This is a genomic window from Hymenobacter sp. UYAg731, from assembly GCF_054061335.1.
The window spans coordinates 168,570-192,832 of sequence record NZ_JBSSEC010000006.1 but is presented as its reverse complement, the minus strand read 5'-3'; the positions used below and the strand labels follow the sequence as shown (position 1 = coordinate 192,832).

Annotated in this window: 18 protein-coding genes and 2 tRNA genes; 11 read left to right on the top strand and 9 right to left on the bottom strand. The window is 60.9% G+C overall.

Annotation, left to right across the window (positions count from 1 at the left end):
• Positions 1 to 60 precede the first annotated feature (60 nt).
• From ACVWYF_RS18850 to ACVWYF_RS18840, 3 genes are all read right to left on the bottom strand, one after another.
• A complete protein-coding gene (locus ACVWYF_RS18850) occupies positions 61 to 1,692 on the bottom strand; it encodes a DUF6377 domain-containing protein (protein ID WP_457070920.1) in 1,632 nt (543 codons plus the stop codon).
• 154 nt (positions 1,693 to 1,846) lie between these two features.
• Positions 1,847 to 1,921, bottom strand: a tRNA-Val gene (locus tag ACVWYF_RS18845).
• A gap of 115 nt (positions 1,922 to 2,036) precedes the next feature.
• Positions 2,037 to 2,111: transfer RNA gene (locus ACVWYF_RS18840), tRNA-Val, on the bottom strand.
• 254 nt (positions 2,112 to 2,365) lie between these two features.
• Here ACVWYF_RS18840 and ACVWYF_RS18835 point away from each other — a divergent pair.
• Complete coding sequence (locus ACVWYF_RS18835; protein WP_457070917.1) at positions 2,366 to 3,274, top strand: TerB family tellurite resistance protein; 909 nt, start codon at positions 2,366 to 2,368, stop codon at positions 3,272 to 3,274.
• 103 nt (positions 3,275 to 3,377) lie between these two features.
• Here the strand turns inward: ACVWYF_RS18835 and ACVWYF_RS18830 are convergent, their stop codons facing one another.
• Together ACVWYF_RS18830 and ACVWYF_RS18825 are read right to left on the bottom strand one after the other, a co-directional pair.
• Positions 3,378 to 4,496 (bottom strand): mechanosensitive ion channel family protein, encoded by a 1,119-nt coding sequence (locus ACVWYF_RS18830; RefSeq protein ID WP_457070914.1) that lies wholly within the window; start codon positions 4,494 to 4,496, stop codon positions 3,378 to 3,380.
• A 114-nt stretch (positions 4,497 to 4,610) separates the two neighbouring features.
• The gene (locus ACVWYF_RS18825) at positions 4,611 to 5,873 is read right to left on the bottom strand and encodes an ABC transporter permease (protein ID WP_457070911.1); all 1,263 of its coding nucleotides are present in this window, start codon (positions 5,871 to 5,873) and stop codon (positions 4,611 to 4,613) included.
• 227 nt (positions 5,874 to 6,100) lie between these two features.
• On the opposite strand from ACVWYF_RS18825, the gene queA reads away from it, so the two are divergent.
• Both queA and ACVWYF_RS18815 read left to right on the top strand, forming a co-directional pair.
• A complete protein-coding gene (gene queA, locus ACVWYF_RS18820; protein ID WP_457071171.1) occupies positions 6,101 to 7,150 on the top strand; it encodes a tRNA preQ1(34) S-adenosylmethionine ribosyltransferase-isomerase QueA in 1,050 nt (349 codons plus the stop codon).
• Between the two features lie 92 nt (positions 7,151 to 7,242).
• Complete coding sequence (locus tag ACVWYF_RS18815; protein ID WP_457070908.1) at positions 7,243 to 7,965, top strand: 2-C-methyl-D-erythritol 4-phosphate cytidylyltransferase; 723 nt, start codon at positions 7,243 to 7,245, stop codon at positions 7,963 to 7,965.
• Positions 7,966 to 8,031: 66 nt separating this feature from the next.
• Here ACVWYF_RS18815 and ACVWYF_RS18810 read toward each other — a convergent pair whose 3' ends face one another.
• Entirely contained in the window at positions 8,032 to 8,871 is an 840-nt protein-coding gene (locus ACVWYF_RS18810) for a hypothetical protein (RefSeq protein WP_457070905.1), read from the bottom strand.
• Between the two features lie 197 nt (positions 8,872 to 9,068).
• Between ACVWYF_RS18810 and ACVWYF_RS18805 the strand changes: the two genes are divergently transcribed.
• Entirely contained in the window at positions 9,069 to 9,680 is a 612-nt protein-coding gene (locus tag ACVWYF_RS18805; RefSeq protein ID WP_457070902.1) for a DUF4142 domain-containing protein, read from the top strand.
• A 76-nt stretch (positions 9,681 to 9,756) separates the two neighbouring features.
• Positions 9,757 to 10,359 (top strand): DUF4142 domain-containing protein, encoded by a 603-nt coding sequence (locus ACVWYF_RS18800; protein WP_457070900.1) that lies wholly within the window; start codon positions 9,757 to 9,759, stop codon positions 10,357 to 10,359.
• Positions 10,360 to 10,454: 95 nt separating this feature from the next.
• Here the strand turns inward: ACVWYF_RS18800 and uvrA are convergent, their stop codons facing one another.
• Positions 10,455 to 13,487, bottom strand: coding sequence for an excinuclease ABC subunit UvrA (gene uvrA, locus ACVWYF_RS18795; protein WP_457070897.1), 3,033 nt, complete (start codon positions 13,485 to 13,487; stop codon positions 10,455 to 10,457).
• A 290-nt stretch (positions 13,488 to 13,777) separates the two neighbouring features.
• On the opposite strand from uvrA, the gene ACVWYF_RS18790 reads away from it, so the two are divergent.
• The 3 genes from ACVWYF_RS18790 (at position 13,778) to ACVWYF_RS18780 (ending at position 15,750) form a co-directional block, all read left to right on the top strand.
• Positions 13,778 to 14,554: a hypothetical protein gene (locus tag ACVWYF_RS18790; RefSeq protein WP_457070894.1), complete on the top strand. Its 777-nt coding sequence runs from the start codon at positions 13,778 to 13,780 to the stop codon at positions 14,552 to 14,554.
• A 105-nt stretch (positions 14,555 to 14,659) separates the two neighbouring features.
• Entirely contained in the window at positions 14,660 to 15,133 is a 474-nt protein-coding gene (locus ACVWYF_RS18785) for a hypothetical protein (protein ID WP_457070891.1), read from the top strand.
• Positions 15,134 to 15,255: 122 nt separating this feature from the next.
• Positions 15,256 to 15,750, top strand: a complete 495-nt coding sequence (locus tag ACVWYF_RS18780) for a hypothetical protein (protein ID WP_457070888.1) — start codon at positions 15,256 to 15,258, stop codon at positions 15,748 to 15,750.
• An 84-nt stretch (positions 15,751 to 15,834) separates the two neighbouring features.
• Here ACVWYF_RS18780 and ACVWYF_RS18775 read toward each other — a convergent pair whose 3' ends face one another.
• Positions 15,835 to 17,457, bottom strand: a complete 1,623-nt coding sequence (locus ACVWYF_RS18775) for an FAD-dependent oxidoreductase (protein ID WP_457070885.1) — start codon at positions 17,455 to 17,457, stop codon at positions 15,835 to 15,837.
• A gap of 95 nt (positions 17,458 to 17,552) precedes the next feature.
• Here ACVWYF_RS18775 and ACVWYF_RS18770 point away from each other — a divergent pair, with 95 nt between their 5' ends.
• The gene (locus tag ACVWYF_RS18770) at positions 17,553 to 18,023 is read left to right on the top strand and encodes a DUF3592 domain-containing protein (protein WP_457070882.1); all 471 of its coding nucleotides are present in this window, start codon (positions 17,553 to 17,555) and stop codon (positions 18,021 to 18,023) included.
• Between the two features lie 89 nt (positions 18,024 to 18,112).
• Here ACVWYF_RS18770 and asnS read toward each other — a convergent pair whose 3' ends face one another.
• Complete coding sequence (gene asnS, locus ACVWYF_RS18765) at positions 18,113 to 19,507, bottom strand: asparagine--tRNA ligase (RefSeq protein ID WP_457070879.1); 1,395 nt, start codon at positions 19,505 to 19,507, stop codon at positions 18,113 to 18,115.
• 192 nt (positions 19,508 to 19,699) lie between these two features.
• On the opposite strand from asnS, the gene rpoN reads away from it, so the two are divergent.
• Both rpoN and ACVWYF_RS18755 read left to right on the top strand, forming a co-directional pair.
• Positions 19,700 to 21,289 (top strand): RNA polymerase factor sigma-54, encoded by a 1,590-nt coding sequence (gene rpoN / locus ACVWYF_RS18760; protein ID WP_457070876.1) that lies wholly within the window; start codon positions 19,700 to 19,702, stop codon positions 21,287 to 21,289.
• A gap of 144 nt (positions 21,290 to 21,433) precedes the next feature.
• Positions 21,434 to 24,220, top strand: coding sequence for a response regulator (locus ACVWYF_RS18755; RefSeq protein WP_457070873.1), 2,787 nt, complete (start codon positions 21,434 to 21,436; stop codon positions 24,218 to 24,220).
• The last annotated feature ends 43 nt before the right edge of the window (positions 24,221 to 24,263 follow it).

The following is a 24,263-nucleotide window of genomic DNA, read 5'->3' as shown; positions in this document are numbered from 1 at the left end:
TCACCCAACCAAATATTCAGCTACCAGCCCACACTTTCCACCGCATAACGGCCTCGTTTTTCAGACGGCCTGGATGGCTTGAATGCGCGCCTCGAACTCTTCGTTCGGCAGGAAAGACCGGTTCTTCACCCGGGTCTTGTAGGTGTAAATCGTGTTGATGGAGTAGCCCAGCATCCGGCTGATTTGCTCGCTGTCATCAATGCCCAGCCGGATGAGCGCGAAAATACGCAGCTCCGTGGTGAGGAGCTGGTCGTCGGCCAGTTTCACCCGCTCCTCTTCGTGAAACAGCGCGTTGAATTGCGCGATGAAGTGGGGAAACAGCCGCAGAAATACCGTGTCAAAACCCTTCAGCAGCTCGTTGCGCTCGGTTTTGATGTTCACGCCGTCCACCAGCTTCTGCACGCCGGCGTACTGCTTGCTGGCCAGCAGGGCATCGAGCCGCTTTTTCAGCGTCTCGATTTTGTCGATGTACTGCGAGTTATTGTGGAAGTAGAACCCGATGTACTCCTCCTTAATCTTGTTGGCCTCGTTCAGGTCACCGTTCAGCTGCCGAAGTACCTCGTTGCGCTCGCGCAACTCCTGGTTGGTGGCAAAAATTACCCGGTCGGCCTTGCGCACCTTCCGCAGCTGCTGGAAGCTGATAACGGCAAAGCCAATGACCACGCCCGCCAGCATCGTCATGATAATAGCGTAGGTTTTCAGCGACTTGCGCTGGTTTTCGATGATGTTGATTTTCTGGCCTTCGATGATGGACGAGACGTGGCTAATCTCAATCTGCCGCTGCCGGGCCTTGTAAAACGTGGCATCCTCCCGCGCCTCTTTGATAAAGGTATAGGCATTTTTCAGGTCGCCCTGGCGGTAGCAGTAGTCCGAGAGCTTGAAAATGGCCGTGGTTTCCTTGGTGGCCGTTTTCACGTCGGCAATGGCCGATACCAGCAGTAGCTCAACGGCCTTGTCGGTCTGACCCGCCAGCTCGTAGAGGTAGGCCGTGGTGCTGGCGCTCACGGCCAGCTGATGCAGCGTGAGGTGCGGCAGGCGCAGTATCTGCTGGTACACGGCCGCGCCGGCCCGCAGGTTGTTGGTTTTCTGCGCCCGGAATTCCTGCACCGACAGGTACTCGTAGGAGCCGGCCCGGGCATATTGCAGGGCCGTATCGGCGTAGGCCAGCGCCTTGGTGTAGTAAGTAGGCCGGTAGGTCTGGTCCTGGTTAAAGTCACCCAGGTCGCTGTAAGCCCGGGCTTTCAGGAAATAGAAGCTCTGTTTATCCGCATCCTTCAGCAAGGCGGAATTGATGCCATCAAGCGTGTCAAATGTTTCCTTGAACAGGCCCGACGAGAGCAGCACGAAGGCCAGCTTCAGCTTGGCCACTTCTATCTTCTCCGGCTGCTTCAGTTGGTTGGCCAACCGGATAATCTTCTGGCAGTACACAAAAGCCGAGTCGTACTTAAAGGCCTTGTACTCATCATAAATGCGCAGTCCCAGGTCAAATTTCGCATTATCATTCACCTCAGCCGAGGCGAACTCGGCCGTCAGCTCGGCAATGCGGTTCAGGCGCTGCGCGTCGTACTCCTTTTTGTGGTCCAGCACCTTATTCAGCTCCACCAGTAGGCTATCGGTCGTGCCCGCGCTCACGGCGGCGTAAGCAGGTGCCGCGCCAAACAACAGACCACACAGGACTAAAAAGAGCTTCACAGGGTCGACGGACAGTTATTCGGGCGGAGGGGCCAAAAGTAACGGGTTGATGCGGGTTGATGCGGGTTGATGCGGGTTGATGCGGGCCGCCTCCCGAACGCGCCAAAAAGAAAACAGCCACCCGGTATCGCTACCAAGTGGCTGTTAATCAATGTGGGAAGTAAAGGATTCGAACCTTCGACCTCTGCCGTGTGAAAGCAGCGCTCTAAACCAACTGAGCTAACCTCCCATTTAAAAACCTGCACGCTCAATCAGCGGTTGCAGCGGCCCCGGGGCAAACCCAAAGGCCAGTTTTAGAATAAAACAGCCACTCAGATGTCAATCTAAGTGGCTGTTTTTCAGTGTGGGGGATACTGGGTTCGAACCAGTGACCCTCTGCTTGTAAGGCAGATGCTCTGAACCAGCTGAGCTAATCCCCCGAGTGGTTGTTTCCGTTTGGGATTGCAAAGATGGGGGGACTTTTTGGAAACACAAAACCCTTGGCTGCATTTGGGCGCATATTTTTTCGTTTTTCGGCGTAATCCGGCAGCAACAAATTCATTTTCAGCACAAGTAAATTTCGCCGGATTTCAGAAAAAAACTGCTTTCCCAGCGCCAATCAGCGCAAGCAACGTATTCCGGGCCGCGCCGTTAAGGGGTTGAAACAACTTTCTCACTCAACGCTCTCTCCCCGATGGATACCCAACTCCTCCAGAATTACTCGGAACAAGAAAAAACTGCTTACCTGAGCGCCATTGCCAGCCTGGCCACTGCCGACCGGCAGGCCTCCGGTGCCGAAGGCCAATTCCTGCAAGCGCTGGCCCAGCAGGCCGGCCTCTCGGGCGGAGCCACCCAGCAGGTGCTGGCCGCCGCCCAAGATGCCAACAATGAGAGCATTCAGCAAAACCTGGATATTCTAAAAAATAGCGACCTGCGCTTTTCGCTCGTTACCGACCTCATCAGCTTCGCCCGCGCCGATGGCTCATACGCCAACGACGAAGAGGCGATGATTAGCAAAATGTCCCAATACCTCGGCATCAACGCCGAGCAGAAGCAAACCCTCGAAACCGTAGTGGACCAGGCCGCCACCATTCCCCACGACCCGCAGGACCCGGCCAAAACTGGCTTCCTGAACAGCATTGGCGACAAACTCTCCAATGTGGGCATTCCCAAAGGCGCGCTCATGGCCGGCCTGCTGGGCGTGGTGGCACCAATGGTAATTTCGAAAGTAATAGGCGGCGGCAACAACCAGAGCCAGAGCGGCTACGGCGACCAAAGCAACTCCGGTGGCTTGCTGAGCGGCGGCATGGGCGGCCTGCTGGGCGGTGTGGCCCACAGCGGCATGGGCAGCCTGCTGGGGGGCCTGTTGGGCAGCGGCATGCTGGGCGGCCTGCTCGGCGGCGGCAACTCCAACGCGACGGCCGATATGCCGCAGCAAGGCTCGGCCATCGGCAGCGGCGGGCTGGGCTCGATGATGTCCATTCTGGGTGGCCTGGGTGGCCAACCCAATTCGCAGCCGGCCAGCGCGGGCGGCGCGGGCCTGGGCGGCCTGCTCAGCGGTGGCCTGGGCAGCATGCTCGGCGGCCTGTTTGGCGGCCGGTAGGCCTTTCAACTTAATAGCAGACGCAAAAAAGGCTTGCCAGTTGGCAAGCCTTTTTTGCGTCTGGGTTTGAGCCCAGGGCATCTAAAACCACGGCTCTACAACTTTAGACCTTCGCAACGGGGGCGGCTACCACGGGCGCGCCGGCAAAGGCCCCGCCGTGCTGCTCTACCACTTCGATGATGCTGTAGTTGAGGTCTTCTTTCACGTTGAGGTATTCGTCGTAGCTGGTGGTTTCCACGAAGTATTGCACGGTCACTTCCTTGCCGGCGGGCGTGAGGGCATTGAACTTCATTTGCACGTCCTGGGTCACGAGCGGGTGGGCCTGCATAGCCACCACGGCCGCCGCGATGATGGCGTGTAGCTGGGCACTGGTGGTTTTCTGGTCGAAGGTGAGGGTGAAGCCCACGCGGCGCGAGGTACGCAGCGAGAGGTTGTCCAGGGGCTTATCAATCATGCTCTTGTTGGGCACGGTAAGGTAGCTTTTCTCAGCGGTGCGCAGGCGGGTGCTGCGGAAGCCGATTTTTTCCACCGTGCCGCTCACGTCGCCGGCCGTCACGAGGTCACCCACGCCGAAGGGCTGGTCGAGGAAGATTGTGAACGAGGCGATGAGGTTTTCGAGGCTTTCCTTGGCCGCGAAAGCCACCGCCAGCCCGCCAATGCCCAGGCCGCCAATGAGGGCCGTGACATTGACCCCAAACACCTGCCCCAGTGCCACCAGCACCGCAATAATGATGAAAAACACCTTCAGCAGGTCCTTGGCGAAGGGCAGGAACTGATTATCGAGGCGCGTGGGACTGCTGGCGGTTTCTCGCAGGGCCGCCCGGCGGGCCATCACCAACAGCGCAAAATCGACGAGGCGCAGGGCCACCCGCGCCGCCGCCACAATGAAGGCCAGCGCCAGCACGCGCAGCAGCAGCACCTCGTGCCAGGGCAGCACGCCGGGACCGGCCGTGGGGCTGTGCGGGTAGGTGAGCGTGGCCCCGGCCAGTTCCAGCGTCACGAGCAGCAACAGCGTAGACAGCGGCTGAATGAGCAGGTCGTGCAGCTCCTCCTGCGTCACGCCAGCGGTATAGCGCTTGGTGAAGGAAAACAGCAGCTTGCTGAGCAGCCGCGAAAACAGCCGCCGGAATGCGCTGCCTACCAACAGGATGAGTACCGCAATGAGGTATTGCCCGAGGGTATTGCCCAAGATTTGGTAGTCGAGAAAGGCCGGAAGCGTCATAGGTAACGGTGAATCGTAGCGCGGGCTTTGTAGTTCGCGTCCCCGGACGATAATCGTTGCGGTGGCGCGGAGACGCGAACTACAAAGTTCGCGCTACGGCCGCCAATCCCGGCGCTATTTGGCCCTGATGGCAATTACCGGGTCCAGGTTGGCCGCCAGCACGGCGGGCACAATGCCAGCAATGATGCCGATGGCTACCGAAATAAGTAGCCCCAGCACTACCCGCGCCGCCGACATGGTGAGCGGCAAAGCATCCTGCGGAATCAGGGTCACGAGCCACACCAGCGCAATGCCGGCCACGCCCCCAATCAGGCACAGGAACACGGCTTCAAACAGAAACTGGAACAGGATGAAAAAATTCTTCGCCCCCAATGACTTCTGGATTCCGATGATGTTGGTACGCTCGCGCACGCTCACAAACATGATGTTGGCAATGCCAAAGCCGCCCACCAGAATGGCAAACGAGCCGATGACCCCGCCCACCAAGCCGATTACGCTGAACAGCTTGCCTACGGCCGAGGCAATCATTTCGGGGCGGTTCAGGGCAAAATTGTCTTCCTCGCGGGGCTTCAGGCCGCGAATGTTGCGCATCACACCGCGCATCTCGTACTCCAAATCGAGCAGGCCCACGTCTTCGTCGCGGCCCTTCACGGCAATGGTGGCGCTGGGACCACCGCCGAAACCGGTGGTGCTGAGCGCGAACATCTTCGTAAACATTGGGAACGGGACAATGCAGTTGGCATCATTGCTGGAAATGGTGATGAGCTTTTTGCCCTCCTTTTCCATTACCCCAATCACGGTGAAGTTCTGGCCCCGCGCCTTGAATTCTTTGCCCAGCGCATTGCCGTTGGGAAACAGGTTTTCGGCGATGGTGGCCCCGATAATGGCCACGGGCCGGGCGGCATCCATTTCCTGCACCGTGAAATAGCGGCCTTCCTTGATGGGCACGTTGCTCACCACGCGGAAGTCGTAGCTCACGCCCTGAAGCACGCAGTCGGCCACCGAGTTGGAGCCGGCTTTCAGGGTATTGCCGTTGTTGGCGGCGAAAACGGCAATGCCTTTGTTGTTGGGCCCCAGCTGTCGGCGCAGCTGCTGGTACTCGCGGGGCGTGGGCACGGGCCGCTGGAAATACTTCCACCACGGGAAGTCCGAATCGAACGCGAAGGGCCACTTCGAGACGTAGATAATTTTATCGCCCACAAAGTCGAGGCTGCTGCGCACGTTGGCCTCCAGCGAATCGACGATGGTGAAAACGGCGATAATGGCAAAGATGCCGACCGTGACGCCCAACAGCGACAGCACGGTGCGCAACAGGTTGGATTTGAGGGCATCCCAGGCAAACAGGAAGCTTTCGAGGGTGAGGCGCAGGTTCAACATAAGGGCGGGCGGACACGGATAAAGCTGCTTCCGGCCCCAAAAGACGGAAACCGGCGGGGAAGTTGCGCCGGAAAGTAGTGCAGGCCCTTCAGAGTCCACGCACTGGCGAACGGTGGAAAGCACAGATTTTCAAAGCCTGCGCTTTCCTAAAAACCGAAATCCAAATAAAAGCCGTACTTTTGCCTCCCCAAATTTCCGTATATTCCCCCAAATACTGCCCTATGGCCATGAAATTGCACGAGTTCAAATTTGAACTCCCTGAGGAGCTGGTGGCATTGCACCCCGCCCGCAACCGTGACGAGAGCCGCCTGATGGTGGTGCATCGCGCCACCGGCCAGATTGAGCACCGCAACTTTAAGGATATTCTCGACTATTTCAACGAGGGCGATGTAATGGTGTTCAACGATACCAAGGTTTTCCCGGCCCGCCTGTATGGCAACAAGGAAAAAACCGGCGCTAAAATCGAGGTTTTCCTGCTGCGCGAGCTGAACAAGGAGCTGCGCCTGTGGGACGTGCTGGTGGACCCCGCCCGCAAAATCCGCGTCGGCAACAAGCTGTACTTCGGCGAGTCGGACATGGTGGCCGAGGTTATTGACAACACGACGTCGCGCGGCCGGACCATCAAGTTTTTGTTTGATGGCACCGACGAGGAGTTCCGCAAGGCACTCTACGAGCTGGGCGAAACCCCGCTGCCGAAAGAGGTTATCAACCGCGAAACCGAGCCCGCCGACAAGGAGCGATACCAGACCATCTACGCCGAGCACATTGGCGCGGTGGCGGCTCCTTCGGCCGGCCTGCACTTCACCCGCGAGGTAATGAAGCGCATGGAAATCAAGGGCATCGAGCCGGCGTTTGTGACTCTGCACGTAGGCCTGGGCACCTTCCGCACGGTGGATGTGGAAGACCTGACCAAGCACAAGATGGACTCGGAGAACTTCATCGTGACGGCCCCGGCCTGCGAAGTGGTGAACAAGGCCCTCGATACCAAGAAGAAAGTGTGCGCCGTGGGCACCACCACCATCCGCGCCATGGAGGCGTCGGTGTCGGCCAATGCCCGCATGAAGCCCACGCAGGGCTGGATTGACCGGTTCATCTTCCCGCCCCATGATTTCAAAATTGCCAACTGCATGCTCACCAACTTCCACATGCCGGAGAGCACGCTCATCATGCTGGCCTCAGCCTTCGCAGGCTATCCGCTGATGATGGAAGCCTACAAGCAGGCCATCAAGGAGAAGTATAAGTTCTTCAGCTACGGCGACGCGATGCTGATTCTGTAGGTTGATAATTGAACGAGCAAAAGGCCCGGCTGCATGTGCAGCCGGGCCTTTTGCTTTGTCGGATATTTGCGCTTCTTTCACTCTTGCTGTTTATGGCTTTGCCGCGCCCTTCCATTCATTCCTCTGCCCAGTCAATCACGCACCGGTTTGCCATTCTGGTGGCGGGCGGCAGCGGCACCCGCATGGGGGCCGACCGGCCCAAGCAGTTCCTGCTGCTGCGCGGCGAACCCGTGCTGCTGCACACGCTGCGCCGCTTTGCCGAGCCGGCGCTGGGCGTGACGGACATTGTGGTAGTGCTGCCAGCCGACCAGTTGGATACCTGGCAGGTGCTGTGCGCGCAGTTCAGCGTGGCTATTCCGCACCGGCTGGTAGCGGGCGGGGCCACGCGCTGGGCATCGGTGAAAGCCGGCCTGGCCTCTCTCAGCGCCCACGCCGAAGGCCTGGTGGCGGTGCATGACGGCGTGCGCCCGCTGGTGTCGCGCCTAGTGGTGGAGCGCACCTACGCCGCCGCCGCTACCCACGCCGCTGCGGCTGCGGCCGTGATGCCCAAAGACTCGGTGCGGCTGGTGTCGCCCCACGGCTCGGCGGCCCAGAACCGGAGCCGCCTGCGCCTGATGCAAACGCCCCAGACGTTTGAAATCGACCTGCTGCGCCGCGCCTACGCCATGCCCGAACTGGCCAGCTTCACCGATGATGCCACGGTGGTGGACGACCTGTGCCGCGTGCAGTTGGTGGATGGCGACTACCGCAACCTAAAAATCACCACGCCCGAAGATTTGGTGGTGGCCGAAGCCCTGCTGGCGGCGGGGCTATAAACGCAAAAAAGCCGCCCCGATTAAGGGCGGCTTTTTTTACGTACACTTGAAATTCAATTTCGAATACTAGCGCAAGGCAATGGTGCGGGTGTGGCCATTCACAGTCACGGTAGCCACGTTGTCGCAGGTACCGGTGCCGTAATCCAATGTCATCGCCTTGCTGTTGGTGTTGGTGACGGCAATAGTGCCCTGTACGAAGTATTTGGGGCAGTCGGCACGCTTGAAGAGCGGGTTTTGGATGGTGGCGGTGTAGCCCACGTTTTTGCGGTTGGTACCGGTGGCCGAGCCGGTTACACTGTATACGTCGTCGGAAACCTGCGGCGTATTGTACCCTTCCTTGCGGGTGAAGGTCCAATTGGCGGTCCAGGAGTGGGTGCCGCCGTTGTTGGCGCGGATGATGCTGGCGTTGGTGACATCGACGGTGAACGAGCCGCCGCCAATGTCGGTGAAGGTGCGAGTGGCGGTGTGCTGGTTTTCGTTCACGAAGTAGTTGTCGCGGGTGACTACCGCACCGGCCCGGCGGGTCAACACATCAGTGGTGAAGTGAACGATGATTTTACCCCGGCGGTAGCGGCCATCGGCACACAGGCAATTGGTGGTGCCGAAGTCGATGGTGAGGGTTTTGGTGGGGAAGTCGTAGGTGCGGTTCGCGCAGTAGCCGAAGCGGTTTTTAAAGTCATTCTCGCCGATGACATAAGCTGAGCCCTGCGTCTGGGGGTCGGTGGGGCCGGCCATCTGGGCGGCTTCCGAGCTCATGGCCGTTTCGGAGTTGTCGTCGGTGCGGTCTTCGGCCGTGGTAATGTCGTCGGAGGGCGTGGCGTCGTTGTTGCGGTTGCAGCCAGTGGTGAGCAGGGCGGCGCTGGCGAGGCATGCTAAGGCGAGGGAACGGAGAGTGGCGGTACGCATAACAGAGCTGGAAAAAGGTTGGGAATAACGTGAGAAGCGAAACGTAGTACTGCGTTTGTGGCCGGTTGGAAGCGGAAGGTAGGGCTGGGTTTAAGCATCCCGAAAAAATATTGCACCGGTTTCGGACAAACCCCGGTTTCGGCCGGCCGTATAGCATGCACGCCCGGCCAAAGGTGCTGCGCGGTCCCGACTACCTCATGCATATTCCCCTGAATTACACGCCCCTGCCCCGCCAGCTAGGCTGGGCGCTGCTGCTGGCCCTGCCGCTGCTCGGCAGCTGCTCGGGCAACGGTACCAACGCCGATGCCGTGACCGACGCAACGGCTCAGAACGAGAAGAAAATTGACACCGCCGACATCACCAAAAAGCAGGAGGCCGACGCCGAATTCTTGGTGAAAAGCACTAGCAACGCCCTGCTTGAGGTAGAGCTAGGCAAGCTGGCGCAGGCCCGCGCCACCGCGCCCGCCGTGCGCAGCTACGGGGCCCGCTTGGTACCGCAACGCCTGGAGTTGCTGGCGACATTACGCGCCCTGGCTGCCGCCAAGAGCCTGACCATCCCCGCCGCCCTCGGCGGCGATGAGCAGGAAGCCTACCACGAAGCCAGCAACCAGCCCGGCTCTCAGCTCGACAAGCACCTGATGGCGCTGCTAGTGAAAGCCCAGAAACAGGACGAAGACAATTTCGACGACATGAGCGACGATGCGTACGATGGCGACATTCGCGGCTTCGCGGCCAAGTTCCACGGCCCCGTGGAAGAGCAGCTCGACGCCGCCAAAGACGCGGCCGACGTGGCCGAAAAACTGCCGTAACGGGCGGCGCTTCAGCCATTTTTCATCTTACCGACTTCATCTTGTTACTTCCATTTCACTAACCGCTTCTTTTCCCATGAAACGTTCTTTCATCACCCTGTTCAGCGCTGCCGCTTTGCTCATTACCGCCGCCGGCTGCACTTCCAACGACTCCGTAAAGGAGGCCGAAAAAGTAAACGATGCCAAAGCGGAAACCACCACTGCCGACACCGATATGGGCAAAGTGGAGAAAACCGGCATGGACTACGATTCCGAATTTATGGCCAAGGCTGCCAGCGGTGGCATGCTCGAAGTGGAAATGGGCAAGCAGGTAGCAGCCCGCGCCGTGACGCCGGATGCCAAGAAATTTGCCGAGCAAATGGTGTCGGACCACAGCAAAGCCAACGCTGAACTGATGGCCCTGGCGGCGAAAAAGAACATCACCCTGCCCACCACCCTCAGCGATGACCATAGCAAAGTACTGAAAGACGTGGTGGAAGAAAAAGGCGTGAAAATGGACCAGGAATACATGAAGGAGATGCTCAAGGACCATGAGGAAGACGTGAAGGAATTCACCGATGCTTCCATCAAAGCCTCTGACCCCGATATCAAAGCCTTCGCCGCCAAAAACGTGCCCGTGCTGCAAATGCACCTCGATATGGTGACCAAAATGAAACCGACCGTAGACGCGGCTAAGTAAAAGCTCATTGAGCACAAAAAAGCCGGTTCCGTCTGTCGACGGAACCGGCTTTTTTGTGCTCGCGGGGCGCAAGCTGAAGCATGCGCTACAGGCTCCTACGCCGTGGCGTATTTGCTGGTTTTCAGCTCCTCGGCCAGGAAGCGGGCCGTGTGGCCTTTGCCGGATTTAGCCACCTGCTCGGGCGTGCCCTGCGCCACGATGCTGCCGCCGCCCGCGCCGCCTTCGGGGCCGATGTCAATGACGTGGTCGGCCACCTTAATCAGGTCGAGGTTGTGCTCGATGATGAGGACGGTATTGCCCTTGTCAGCCAGCTTCTGGAGCACATCGGCGAGGTGGTTGATGTCCTCGAAGTGCAGGCCGGTGGTGGGCTCGTCGAGGATGTAGAACGTTTTGCCGGTGTCCTTTTTGCTGAGCTCGGTGGCGAGTTTCACGCGCTGGGCTTCGCCGCCCGAAAGCGTGGTGGCCTGCTGGCCCAACGTGAGGTAGCCGAGGCCTACTTCGTTCAGGGTCTTGATTTTGCGCAGGATGCGGGGCTGGTATTCGAAGAACTCCACGGCCTTCTCCACGGTCATGTCGAGAATGTCGGTGATGGACTTGCCTTTGAAGCGCACCTCCAGCGTTTCGCGGTTGTAGCGGCGGCCCTTGCAGGTTTCGCAGGGCACATGTACGTCGGGCAGGAAGTTCATCTCGATGGTGCGGATGCCCGCGCCCTCACAGGTTTCGCAGCGCCCGCCCTTCACGTTGAAGGAGAAGCGGCCGGGGCCGTAGCCGCGAATTTTGGCCTCCGCCATCTCACCAAACAGCTGCCGAATTTCGGTGAACACGCCCGTGTAAGTGGCCGGATTCGAGCGCGGCGTGCGCCCGATGGGCGACTGGTCGACTTCAATCACCTTGTCCACCAAATCCAGCCCCTCAATGCTGCCGTAGGCCAGGGGCTCACGCTTGGCGTTGAAGAAATACTGGTTGAGAATGGGGTACAGCGTGTCGTGGATGAGCGTGGATTTGCCCGAGCCCGACACGCCCGTGACGGCCACCAGCTTGCCCAGGGGCACTTTTAGGGTCACGTTTTTGAGGTTGTTGCCCTTCGCGCCTTTCAGAACCAGTTCGGTGCCTTCGCCCTTGCGCTTTTTGCGCTGCATCTCAATGTGCTTTTGGCCGCTGAGGTACTGCGAGGTGAGCGAGCCAGAGTTAAAAATCTCCTGAGGCGTGCCCGAAGCCACGATGTGCCCGCCGTGGATGCCCGCGCCGGGGCCAATGTCGAGCACATGGTCGGCGTGCAGAATCATGTCCTTGTCGTGCTCCACCACAATCACCGAGTTACCGATGTCGCGCAGGTGCTGCAGCGCCTTGATAAGCCGCTCGTTGTCACGCTGGTGCAGGCCAATGCTGGGCTCATCCATGATGTAGAGCACGCCCACGAGCTGGGTGCCAATCTGGGTGGCGAGGCGGATGCGCTGGCTTTCGCCGCCGCTCAGGGTACGTACCGGGCGGTGCAGATTCAGGTAATCCAGGCCCACTTCGAGCAGGAAGCCGATGCGCTTGCGGATTTCCTTGAGCAATTCGCGGGCAATGACGTTCTGGCGGTCCGTCAGGCGGCTTTCCAGGCCCTCGAACCAGCCGGCTAAGTCGTTCAAATCCATCACCGACAGCTCGCCGATGTTTTTGCCGTCCATTTTAAAGTGCAGGCTCTCCTTCTTGAGGCGGTATCCGTGGCACTCGGGGCAGGGCTGGGCCTGCGCGTACTGCGCAATCCACTCCCGAATGTTGTCCGACTCTGAGTCCATCTGCCGGCGCAGGAAGGGAATGATGCCCTCGAACACCTCGTTGTACATGCCCTTGCCGCTGTCGGCTTCGTCCTCCGAAATACCGTGGAGCAGGCGTTTCAGCAGCTCCTCGGGCAGTTTTTCAATCGGGGTGTTCAGCGTGGCTTTGTTCTTTTTGAGAATAAGTTGAAGCTGCTGAAAAATCCAGATGTCGCGGTACTCGCCCAGCGGCGCGATGCCGCCCCGGCTGATGCTCAGCTTGCGGTCGGGCAACACGGCTTCTTCCGTGATTTCCTGCACCTCGCCCAGGCCGTTGCAGGTAGGACACGCGCCGTAGGGCGAGTTGAAGGAGAAGGTGTTCGGGGCCGGGTCGTCGTAGGCGATGCCGGTGGCCGGGTCCATCAGAAAGCGCGAGAAGAACTGCGGCGCGGCCTTTTTGGCGTCGGGGTCGAGGACCAGCATGGTGCCTTTGCCGTGCGTGAGGGAATTCTGCACCGAGCCGCTGAGGCGAAACCGGTCCTCCTCCTTCACCATCAGCCGGTCAATCACGATTTCGATGTCGTGAATCTTGTAGCGGTCCACCTGCATCTTGGCGGTGATGTCGAGGATTTCGCCATCGACCCGCACTTTGGTGAAGCCCAGCTTGGCAATCTTCTGGAAATCTTCGCGGTAGTGGCCCTTGCGGCCTTTCACCACCGGCGCCAGCACCACCAGCTTCTTCCCATCGAAGTGCTTGAGAATGTAGTTGATAATCTGGTCGTCGCTCTGCCGAATCATCTTCTTGCCCGTGGCGTAGCTGAAGGCTTCGGCCGTGCGGGCATAGAGCAGGCGCAGGAAATCGTAGATTTCCGTAATCGTGCCCACCGTGGAGCGCGGGTTGCGCGAGGTCGTTTTCTGCTCGATGCTGATAACCGGCGACAGGCCCTCAATCTTGTCCACGTCGGGCCGCTCTAGCCCGCCCATAAACGAGCGGGCGTAGGCCGAAAACGTCTCCATATACCGCCGTTGCCCTTCAGCATAAATGGTATCAAACGCCAGACTCGACTTGCCCGAGCCCGAAATGCCCGTGAACACCACCAGCCGGTTGCGCGGAATCTTCACGCTCACGTTTTTCAGGTTGTGCTCGCGCGCGCCGTACACCTCGATGTACTGCGCCTCCAGGTGCTGCGAGGCGGGGCTGTGGCCGTTGAGCTGACCATGCACATGCTCCGTAAGGGGGCCGGCGGCCGGAATTTCGGTGAGGTCGCGCACGGCGGCAGCCGTTTCGGCGGCCACGGCCGCGCCGTTAGATGCCGGTTTTTTCTTGGCGGCGGCCGGGGCTTTGGGGGCTTTGGCAACCGGGGTAGCAGTGGATTTTTTGGCCATTCAGAAACGCAGCGAATAAGTTCGCAAAAGTACGGAAAGCGCCGCCCGATAGCTAGCCCGGGCCGCGAGATAAGACGAGGAATGACGCCGCCGGGCGTCGGGGTACAACCCCAAACGGGGGGTATTTGTCCCCGGAAATTCGGCGGAAAATAAATCGGCGTTGATTTTGGGCAATTGGGCGAATGTTTTAGGGTAACCAGCGGTTGGCGGGGTACTCTGGCACTTGCCTTGCATCTATTGAAGTGGCAGCACCGTTACGGGGCTAGCTTATTTTTTATCAGCTCCTTATTATGAAACCCCTCGCAAAATTTGTTGGCGCGGCCCTGGTGGGCGCGTTGGCGCTGTTCGCGGCTCCGGCCGCCCAGGCCCAGGTGGGGGTAAATATTAATATTGGCACCCCGTCTTGGGGGCCGCAGGTTCCCTACGGCACGCAGTATTACTACATCCCCGAAATCGACGGTTACTACGACCTCTACACCCAGCAGTACATCGTGTATCAGGATGGCTACTGGGTGCCCCTGCCCGAACTGTACGGCTACGACCCCTACCAGTTCCACCCCGTCATTGTGGACTACCGCGGCGCTCAGCCGTGGCTGCGGGTCGATTATTACCGCCAGCGCTACGCCTACCAGCCCTACCGCAACTACGGGCCCAGCCGCGCCGGCTACTACAACGGCGGCTATGGCTACGGCCCCAGCTACGGCCGCGCCCGCTACGACAACCGCGGCGGCTACTCTAACGGCCGCAGCTACGGCGACCGCGACGACCGCGGCGGCTACCGCGGCAACGACAACCGCGGTGGTGACCGTGACGGCCGAGGTGGTGACCGTGACAACCGCGCCCAGTATCCCGGCGGCGGCTATAATACCCCGCGCAGCAACCCCATGCCCCAGCAACCTACGCAGCATCCTCAGCAAGGGGGCGGCTATAATCCTGGCCAGGGCCAGGGCAACCATGGGGGTTTCGGGGGTGGCCAGAGCCAGCCGGGCGGCCAGGGTAACAACGGCGGCGGGCGCAGTAATGGTGGTGGTAATAACGGTGGCAGCCATGGCCACGGCCGCGACTAAGCCCGCTCCGTAGCCCGGCCAACTTGTTGGAACCAACTACAGTATAAAGCGCCCGGCTCCAGCAGTGGGCCGGGCGTATTGCTTTTATCTAGTAAACTCTTCGCCATGAAACTCATTCCCACCGTGCTCTGCGCCATCCTGGTTGGAGGCCCGGCCTTTTTGGCCGCTCCGGCCGCCCAGGCCCAGGTCAACATCAATATCAATCCGAGTTGGGGTCCGGCCGTGCCGCAGGGTTCGCAGTACTACTACATTCCCGAAACCGACGGCTTCTACGACGTGCCCGCCCGCCAGTACGTGGTGCGGCGCGATGGCAAATGGATGCGCACCAGCACCATTTCGGGCTATAATACGGCTAACTTCCACCCGGTAGTGGTCGACTACGTGGGGGCCGAGCCCTGGTCGCGCTACGATGAGTACCGGGGCAAATACCCCAAGCACGGCGGCAATCCGCACGGCCTGCCGCCCGGCCAGGCCAAGAAAATGTACCGCGACGATGACCGCCGCGAAGGCGACCACGACGACGACGGCCACGGCAAAGGCCATGGCAAAGACAAGGATAAGGGCAAAGGCAAGCACTAAGCGGCTGGCGCTGAGTCAACAAGCCCCCGCCCCACGGGCGGGGCTTTTTGGTTCGGCAGTATTTGGCACCTTCCTTGCAAACAGAGCCGTATTACCCTTTTACTTCCCCTTCGGAAAAAGCCATGAATTACTCCCCCAAAACCCTGTGCGTGGCGCTCGTTGGCATGGTTGCGCTGGCGCTGGCCCCGGCGGCTAAAGCGCAGGTCAATGTGAACGTGAACGTAGGCCGCCCTGCCTGGGGCCCGGCCGTACCGCAAGGCACACAGTTTTATTACATCCCCGAAATCGACGGCTACTACGACCTGTATGCCCAGCAGTACATCGTGTTCCGCAACGGCCAGTGGGTGCCCCTGGCCGTGGTAGAGGGCTACGACCCTTACCAGTTTCACCCCGTGGTGCTCGACTACCGGGGCCGCCAGCCCTGGGTGTACGTGGGCGCGCACCGCGACCGCTACCCCCGCCGCGTAGTGGTGGTGCAGCCCCGTCCCGTAATTGTTCGCCAGCGCGGCCTGCCCCCCGGCCAGGCCAAAAAGCTGTATCGGGAAGGCTACCGCGAAGGCCGGCAGGATGACCGCGGCCACGGTAATGGCCACGGACGCGGCCACGGCCGTGACTAGGCGAATTTTCCGTCATAAAAAAGGAAAGAAGGCTGCCCGCACGGACAGCCTTCTTTCCTTTAAACCCGAACATCGGCCAGCATTTTAGACCAGTGCGGCCCAATTGGTATCGGGGCTGATACCGGCCGAATCAGGCATTTTATTCTGGCCCAATAGTTCGGTGATGTAGAGCATGGCCGTATCGCGGCCCATGCCGGCTACGGCCGCGATGCGGCCCGCCAGCACATAAAAAGCCAGAAAATCCTGCTGTGCTACTTCGCCGTGGTAGATGATGGTATCCCACTGCTCGGCGTGGCCGGCGTAGCGCAGGCTTTTGCCGTACTGCTGCGTCCAGAAGAACGGGGCGGCGGCGAATTTTTCCTGCTGGCCCAGCATGTTGCGGGCGGCGGTGCGGCCGTGCTGCTGGGCCAGCCGCCAGTGTTCGATGCGGGTGGGCACACCACCGGCGGCCAGCGGGAAACGGGCAATATCGCCGGCGGCGTATACGTTTTCGGCGGCCCGCAGCTGCGCATCGACGAGCACGCTGCCGTCTTTTTCTAAGGCGAAAACGTCCTTGAGAAATTCGGTAGCCGGGCGCACGCCCACGCCCAGCACCACGGCATCGGCGGGCAGGATTTTGCCCGTTTTCAAGCGTACGCCGCTTACGAAGCCACCCTCGCCCAGCAGGGCCGTTACCTCTGCTTCGGCTTCAAACTGCACGCCTTTTTCTTCGTGCAGCCGGCGGAACATCAGCCCGATTTCTGGTCCCAGCACCCGCTCAAACGGCACTTTATCCTGCGCCACCACGGTCACCTGCCGCGTCTCGCTGACGAGGCTGCTCGCGGCTTCCATCCCAATGAAACTGGAGCCGATGACAACGACCTGCTGTGCCTCTTTGGTCGCTTTCAGAATACCCTCCGCATCGGCCTGAGTGCGGAGGATGAGCACATTGGCGAGGTCGTGGCCCGGCAGTTTGGGCAGGGTATTGGGCGTGCCGCCGAGGGCCAGCAGCAGCTGGTCGTAGCGCAGCGGCGGGTGGTTCTCAAGCTGGATTTCCTGCCGTGCCAAGTCGAGGCCAGTGGCGCGGGTATTGGTCAGCAAATCAATGCGTTGCTCTTCATAAAAATCAGGCTCGCGCAACAACAGCGCCGCTGGTTTCGCCTTGCCGGCCAGGTAGGCTTTGCTGAGCTTGGTGCGGTCATAGGGCGCGGCTTCATCGGCTGAAACCAGCACCAACCGGCCCTTAAATCCCTCTCTCCGCAGCGTCTGCGCGGCGAACTGCCCGGCCGCCCCACCGCCGATGATGACGAAGGTGTGCGCATCGGCCGGCGCGGCGGCGGGGGCGGGCGGGGTGCCACCTACTTCCGCCGTAGGCGTGGCATCGGGCTTGTCGGTGCTGGCGGGCGGGTTTTCGGGAAGCTGCACCCAGATGCGACCTTGCGCCTCACGCACGGCGAAGGTGGGGAGGTCGTCGAGGGCGGGCGGTTCGCAGAGGTGGCCATTCTCAACCTTGAAACAGGCGTGGTGCCAAGGGCAAATCAGCTTCCTTCCCACTACCTGGCCCTTCTCCAGCGGCGCGCCGTAGTGCGGGCAGTGGGCGGCAAAGGCATGGACCTGGCCCTGCTGGCGGGTGAGCAGCACGGGCGGGCCATCGTTGGGCGTGGAGAAGGTTTTGAGGCCGCCTTCGGGCAGGCTGATGGAGTCGGTCAGGTCGATTTCGGGAAGCATACGCGGCAAGCAAGGTTAGTGCTAAGTAGCAACGGGCGGCGGGCCAGTGGGGTTGAGGATGGTGTCGTTATTACCAGCCGTATATCTTTGAACACATGACCCATGCCCAGGAAAACAAGCTGTTCTTTTACTGCTTTTACTTTGTTATCATCGCGGTAGGCAGTGGCTTTCTAACCTTTGGCCTACTTGAAGCGCATCATTCTTCTGTTCTCTACAACGCCGGCTTGCTGACACAAGGCAAAGTGCAGAAGGTAGAAGATGAAGGCAATACGGATGGTGATTGGACGACTTATGAAGTGGCGTTTGTGGCTTCTGACCACAATACCTATATTATTCAAAACCATTATTCAATAGATGACAAAGTGAAACTCTACCAAATAGGTCAGTCAGTGCCGGTGGTCTATCTGCCTGCAGCACCGGAAGATGGGCGAATAGATAACAGCCGCGAGAAGGCCGGCGTGTATGGCGGCTGTTTTGCGGGGGCGCTGTTTGCCGTACTGTTCGGTGCCGTATTCTATTACTTTTTCCACCGGCCTTATTTACTTGCTTCGCAGGCCAGCGTTTAGCAATGTGGAACAACTAAAGAAATAACGGGACACAAAAAAAGAGGTAGCCCGCGCGGACTACCTCTTTTTTTAAACCTTGTTTCCGGCGTTTAAAACGCCGCGTTCTTGGGATAGCGCGGGAAGGGAATCACGTCGCGGATGTTGCTCATACCGGTCACGAACAGCACGAGGCGCTCGAAGCCCAGGCCGAAGCCGGCGTGCGGCGCGCTGCCGAAGCGGCGCGTGTCGAGGTACCAGTCAAGGTCTTCGGTGGGCACATGCATCTCGGCCATGCGGGTGGTGAGCTTGGTGTAATCTTCTTCGCGCTGCGAGCCGCCGATGATTTCACCGATGCCGGGAAACAGCACGTCCATGGCACGCACGGTGCGGCCGTCGTCGTCCAGCTTCATGTAGAAGGCTTTGATTTCCTTCGGGTAATTGGTGAGAATGACGGGCTTCTTGAAGTGCTTCTCGACCAGATAACGCTCGTGCTCCGACTGCAAATCGGTGCCCCAATCGACGGGAAACTCGAACTTCTGCTTGGCCGATTTCAGAATTTCCACGGCCTCGGTATAGGTGAGGCGCTGGAAGGCATTATCGGCCACGGAGTGGAGGCGGGCAAGCAGCTCCTTGTCGTACTGCTCGTTGAGGAAGGCGAGGTCGTCGGCGCAGTTTGCCAGGGCGTAGCGGACCAGGCTCTGGAGGAAATCCTCGGCCAGGTCCATGTTTTCTTCGAGCTCGTTGAAGGCCACTTCGGGCTCAATCATCCAGAACTCGGCCAGGTGGCGGGCGGTGTTGGAGTTTTCGGCCCGGAAAGTGGGGCCGAAGGTGTAGATGCTGCCCAGCGCCATGGCCGCCAGTTCGCCTTCAAGCTGGCCCGATACGGTGAGGTTAGTTTGCTTGCCGAAAAAGTCCTGGGTGTAATCTACCGAACCATCCTCGGCGAGCGGCGGCTTATCGGCCGATAGCGTGGTGACGCGGAACATCTGGCCCGCACCCTCGGCGTCGGAGCCGGTGATGATGGGCGTGTGGACGTAGAAAAAGCCGTGGTCGTTGAAATACTGATGCACGGCGAAGGCCAGCGCGTGGCGCACGCGCAGCACCGCGCCAAACGTGTTGGTGCGGGGGCGCAGGTGGGCAATGTCGCGCAGGTGCTCCAGTGAGGTGGCTTTCTTTTGCAGCGGGTAGGCTTCGGCATCGGCCGCGCCCAGCACCGTGATTTCGGTGGCCTGAATCTCCACGGCCTGGCCCTTGCCCTGCGACGCAACCAGCGTGCCCCGAATGGCCACGGCGGCTCCGTTGCCCACGTCTTTGAGGGTTTCCTCGGGGAAGTTCTCGGCGGCGGCCACGGCCTGAATGGTGTGGATGGTAGAGCCGTCGTTCACGATGATGAACTGCACGTACTTGTTGCCGCGGCGGGAGCGAACCCAGCCTTTAACCAGGACTTCGCGGTCGAGGTCCTGGCTGGCCAGGAGTTCTTTGACGGTGGACCGTTTGAGGGACATAACTTGCGGGGAAGCGAATTGTAAGAGGGCAAAGGTAGGGACGTACCGTGGACTCTGCGAGTCCGCGCGTGGGCTGTTTCGTGCAATCGCCCGGACTCGCAGAGTCCACGGTACGTTCGCGGTACGCCAACTTTTCGGGCCGAACCGTAGTAAAATTGGCCTCCGCCCCCACCTTTCCGTACTTTCGTCATTATGCAACGCCTCGACCTCAAACAACTCCTTTCGCAAAAGCTCAGCCCGCAGCAGATTCAGTTTATCAAGCTGCTGCAAATTCCCACGGCGGAGCTGGAAACGCGCATCAAGGAAGAAATGGAGGTGAACCCGGCCCTGGAAGAGGATGAGCCCGACGATACCGAAGAGCTGGACCGCGATGACGACGACAGCGATGCCGACGACCCCGACGCCGGCCTCGACAACGACGAAAACACGCTGGATGAGGACTTTGACGACCGCAGCAGCAACGAGTCGGAAATGGCCGACGAGATGCCCGAGCCCGAAATCCAGCCCAAGGACGAAGGCCCCGTGGACAGCGAAACCGCCGCCGACAACACCGACCTCGACCTGAGCGACTACCTCAACGACGATGAAATAGCCGGCTACAAGATGCAGGGCGACGGCCCCGGCGAGGAAGAGGAGCGCGACACGCCCCTGGCCGATACCAGCGGCTCGCTCCTGGATTCGCTGCTCGACCAGCTGCATTTTGCCAGCCTGGACGAGCGGCAGGAGGCCATCGGCCAGCAGCTCATCGGCTCGATTGACGGGGACGGCTACATCCGCCGCGACCTGTCGGCCATTGCCAACGACCTGGCTTTTTCGCAGAACCTGGAAGTAACGGTGCCTGAGATTGAGGCCGTGCTGCGCGTGGTGCAGCAGTTCGACCCGCCCGGCATTGCCGCCCGCGACCTGCCCGAGTGCCTGCTGCTCCAGCTGGAGCGCCGCCCGCAGGACGAGGGCACGGTGAACGCCGAGCGGATATTGACCGACACGTTTGAGGAGTTCAGCAAGAAGCACTACCCGCGCATTCAGCAGAAGCTGGATTTGGAGGATGATGAGTTGAAGGAGGCCATCAACGTCATTCTCAAGCTGAACCCGAAGCCGGGCGGTAGCGGCCCCAGCGGCCTGGGCAAGACGCAGTACCTGATGCCGGACTTCATTCTGACCAACGACAACGGCAGCTTCAACCTGACCCTGAACGCCCGCAACGCCCCCGAGCTGCGCGTGAGCCCGGCCTACACCGAGATGTTCCGGACCTACGACAAGGCCGCCAAGAAGGACACCAAGATGAAGGAGGCCGTTACCTTCGTGAAGCAGAAGCTGGACTCGGCCAAGTGGTTTATCGACGCCATCCGGCAGCGCCAGAACACGCTGCTGCGCACCATGAACGCCATTGTGGAATTGCAGCGCGAGTTCTTTGTAGAAGGCGACGAAGGCAAGCTCAAGCCCATGATTCTGAAGGATATTGCCCAGATGATTAGCATGGATATTTCGACGGTGAGCCGGGTGGCGAACTCCAAATCTATCCAGACGGAGTTTGGGATTTACCCGTTGAAATACTTCTTCTCCGAAGGCATTGCCACCGACTCGGGCGAGGACGCCAGCAGCCGCGAGGTGAAGAGCATCCTCAAAGACCTCATCGGCAAGGAGAGCAAGGAGCGGCCCCTGAGCGACGATAAGCTGGAGAAGATGCTCAATGCGCGCGGCTACAACATTGCCCGCCGCACGGTGGCCAAGTACCGCGAGCAGCTGAACATTCCGGTAGCCCGGCTGCGCAAGGAGCTGTAGCCCAGACCAAAAACCCGGTTGGAGCGGCCGATTGGCGGGCCAGCCGAGGCTTTGCGCTGTACCTTTCCGGTAAAGATTGGGCTTCCGTGCCCAAACTGCAGTACATTGCCAGATGCCGCTGCGTGGCTTCTCCTACCCTACCCAATGAAAACCGAACTTCCCACCGACCCGGCCGCCCTGCGCGAGCTGCTGCTGGCCGAGCGCGCCCGGCGCGAGCAGGCCGAGACCGTGGCCGACCACCTGCGCTTTGCCAGCCGCATTCCCGAGCTCAACCCCAACCCGGTGCTGCGGCTGAGCACCACGGGCGAGCTGCTGATGGCCAACCCCGCCGCCGGGCTGCTGGCCGAAGAAATGCTGGGCACGGGCCCGTCGCGGGTGCGGCCGCAGCTGGTGAACGCCGCCATGCAGGCCCTGCGCACCGGCGAGGTGGCGCGGCGGGAAATAACGGCCAACGCACACTATTACCTGCTCTTCACGGTGCCGCTCATGGAAGAGCGCTGCGCCCTGCTTTACCTCACCGACATCACGGCGCAGCGGCAGGCCGAGGAGCAAATCCGGCAGCAGCACACGTTTTATGAATCCATCATGGCCCACCTGCCGGCCGTGGTCACGGTGCTGGACCCCGACCAGCGCTACCGCTACGTGAATGCCTACGCCGAGCCTGACCCCGCCCAGCGCCAGGCCCGCATCGGCCTCACCTTTGCCGACCATTGCGTCCAACAGGGCCTGCCCGACGCGCTGGCCGTGCGCCGCCGCCGCCTGTTTGAGCGGGCCGTGCAAACCCGCGCCCTGGTGAACTGGGAGGAGCGCTGGCCCGATACCGCCTCCGATACCCACCACCACTGGCTGTGCTACTACCAGCCCGTGTTCGGGCCTGATGAGGTGCTGCGCCAGGTGATGTGCTACGGCCTGGATATCACCAACCTGCGCCAGGCGGAGGCCCGCACCCGCGAGAGCGAAGCCACTGCCCAGGCCCAGCACGCCTTTACCAACTTAGTGCTCGACCTCAACCCCAACCTCATCTGGGTGCGCGATGCCGAGGGCAACACCATATTTGAGAACGCCGAGATGAAATTTTGGCGCCGCCGCGTGGCCGAGCTGGCCGACGCGGCCAGCATGGAGGCGGCCATGAGCAAAGAGGAAATTCAAACGGCCATAATGGCTGACCATCAGGTGCTGCGCACCGGCCAGCCGCTTACCACACAAACATCCTTCGTGCTGGCCAACGGCGAAGTGCGCTGGCTGCAAACCGTGCGCTGCCCACTGGTGGTAGCCGACGGCACGGCCCAGGTACTGGGCGTGGGCACCGACATATCGGCCCTGAAAAACGCCCAGCACGCGGCCGAGGCCGCTGCCACGGCCCGCGAAAACTTCCTGGCTAACATGAGCCACGAAATCCGCACGCCCCTCAACGGCGTGCTGGGCATGACCAGCCTGCTGGCCAAAACCGGCCTCAATGAGCAGCAGCGCAACTACACGGCCGTCATTCAGCACTCGGGCCGCCACTTGCTGAACGTGGTGAACGACGTGCTCGACATGGCCAAAATCACCTCCGGCAACCTGGAGCTGGAGCAGAGCGCCTTCAATCTCTGCGACTCGATGGGCAGCGCCTGCCAGCCCCTGGTTATGCAGGCCGAGGAGAAGAGCATACGGGTGCTGGGCACGCGCCTGCAGGACTCCTGCCCCCACCCCTGGGTACTGGGCGACTCCTACCGCCTCAACCAAGTGCTCATCAACCTGCTGTCCAACGCCATCAAGTTCACGCCGGCGGGCGGCACCGTGACGGTAGGCGGCTACTACGTGAGCGAAACCGAAGACACCCTTACCACCGAGTTCCGGGTGACGGACACAGGCATCGGTATTGCCCCGGACAAGCTGGAGAGCATCTTTCAGGAGTTTACCCAGGCCTATGCCGACACCACCCGGCAGTTTGGCGGCACGGGGCTGGGTCTGAGCATCAGCCGGGCGCTAGTGGCCCGAATGGGCGGGCAGCTCACGGTGCAGAGCGAACCGGGCAAGGGCAGCTCCTTCGCCTTCCAGACCACCCTGCCCAAGGCGGGGGCGGCGGCCCGGCATGCGGCCCTGGCCCCCCTGGCCCCGGTGCAGGGAGCGGCTGTGCGCGGCGCAAGGGTGCTGCTGGTGGAAGACAATGCCGTGAACCGCGAAGTAGCCCAGCTGCTGCTGGAAGCCCACGGCGTGGTGGTAGACGAGGCCGCCAGCGGCTTTGAAGCCCTGGAATTATTCGAAATAAACCGCTACGACGTGGTGCTGATGGACATTCAGATGCCCGGCATGAACGGCCTGGAAGCCACGGCCCGCATCCGTGCCCACGCCGATGTGCGACGGGCCAATACGCCCATCCTGGCCCTCACAGCCAACGCCTTCCGGGCCGATGCCGAGAAGTACCACGCCGCCGGCATGAACGACACCCTGCCCAAGCCCTTCGATGAGGCCGAGCTGCTGAGCAAGCTGGCTTCGCTGATGGCCGGGGTGAACGAGCCGCTGGTGGACGTAATGCCGGCCGCCGCTGCTATCCCTGCTCCTGCTACGCCGCCGGCCGCTCCCGGTGCCGCCCCGGTTTCCGCGTCGCTCTTCGACCTGGCCCTACTGCACCAGACGGCCCACGGCAACACCACGTTCATCAACCGGATTCTGGCCTCTTTTCATACCAACACGCCCGGCAGCGTGGCCGACCTGCACGCTGCCCTGGCCGCCTCCGACTGGCACGCCGCCGCCGCCGTGGCTCACAAGCTGCGGCCGTCGCTCAAGCTCATTGGGGCCGAGCAGCTGGTGCCCTGGATGGAAGCATTGGAAAGCAAAACCGCCCCCGAGGCCGAGCGCCGGGAAGCCACCCAGGCCCTGGCCACCGGCCTCACCGAGCTGCTGGCTGCCCTGCCCACCGCCGTGCCCACCGCCGTGCCCACCGCCTAAAGCCAAACGCCCCCGCCACGGAAGTAGCGGGGGCGTTTGGCTT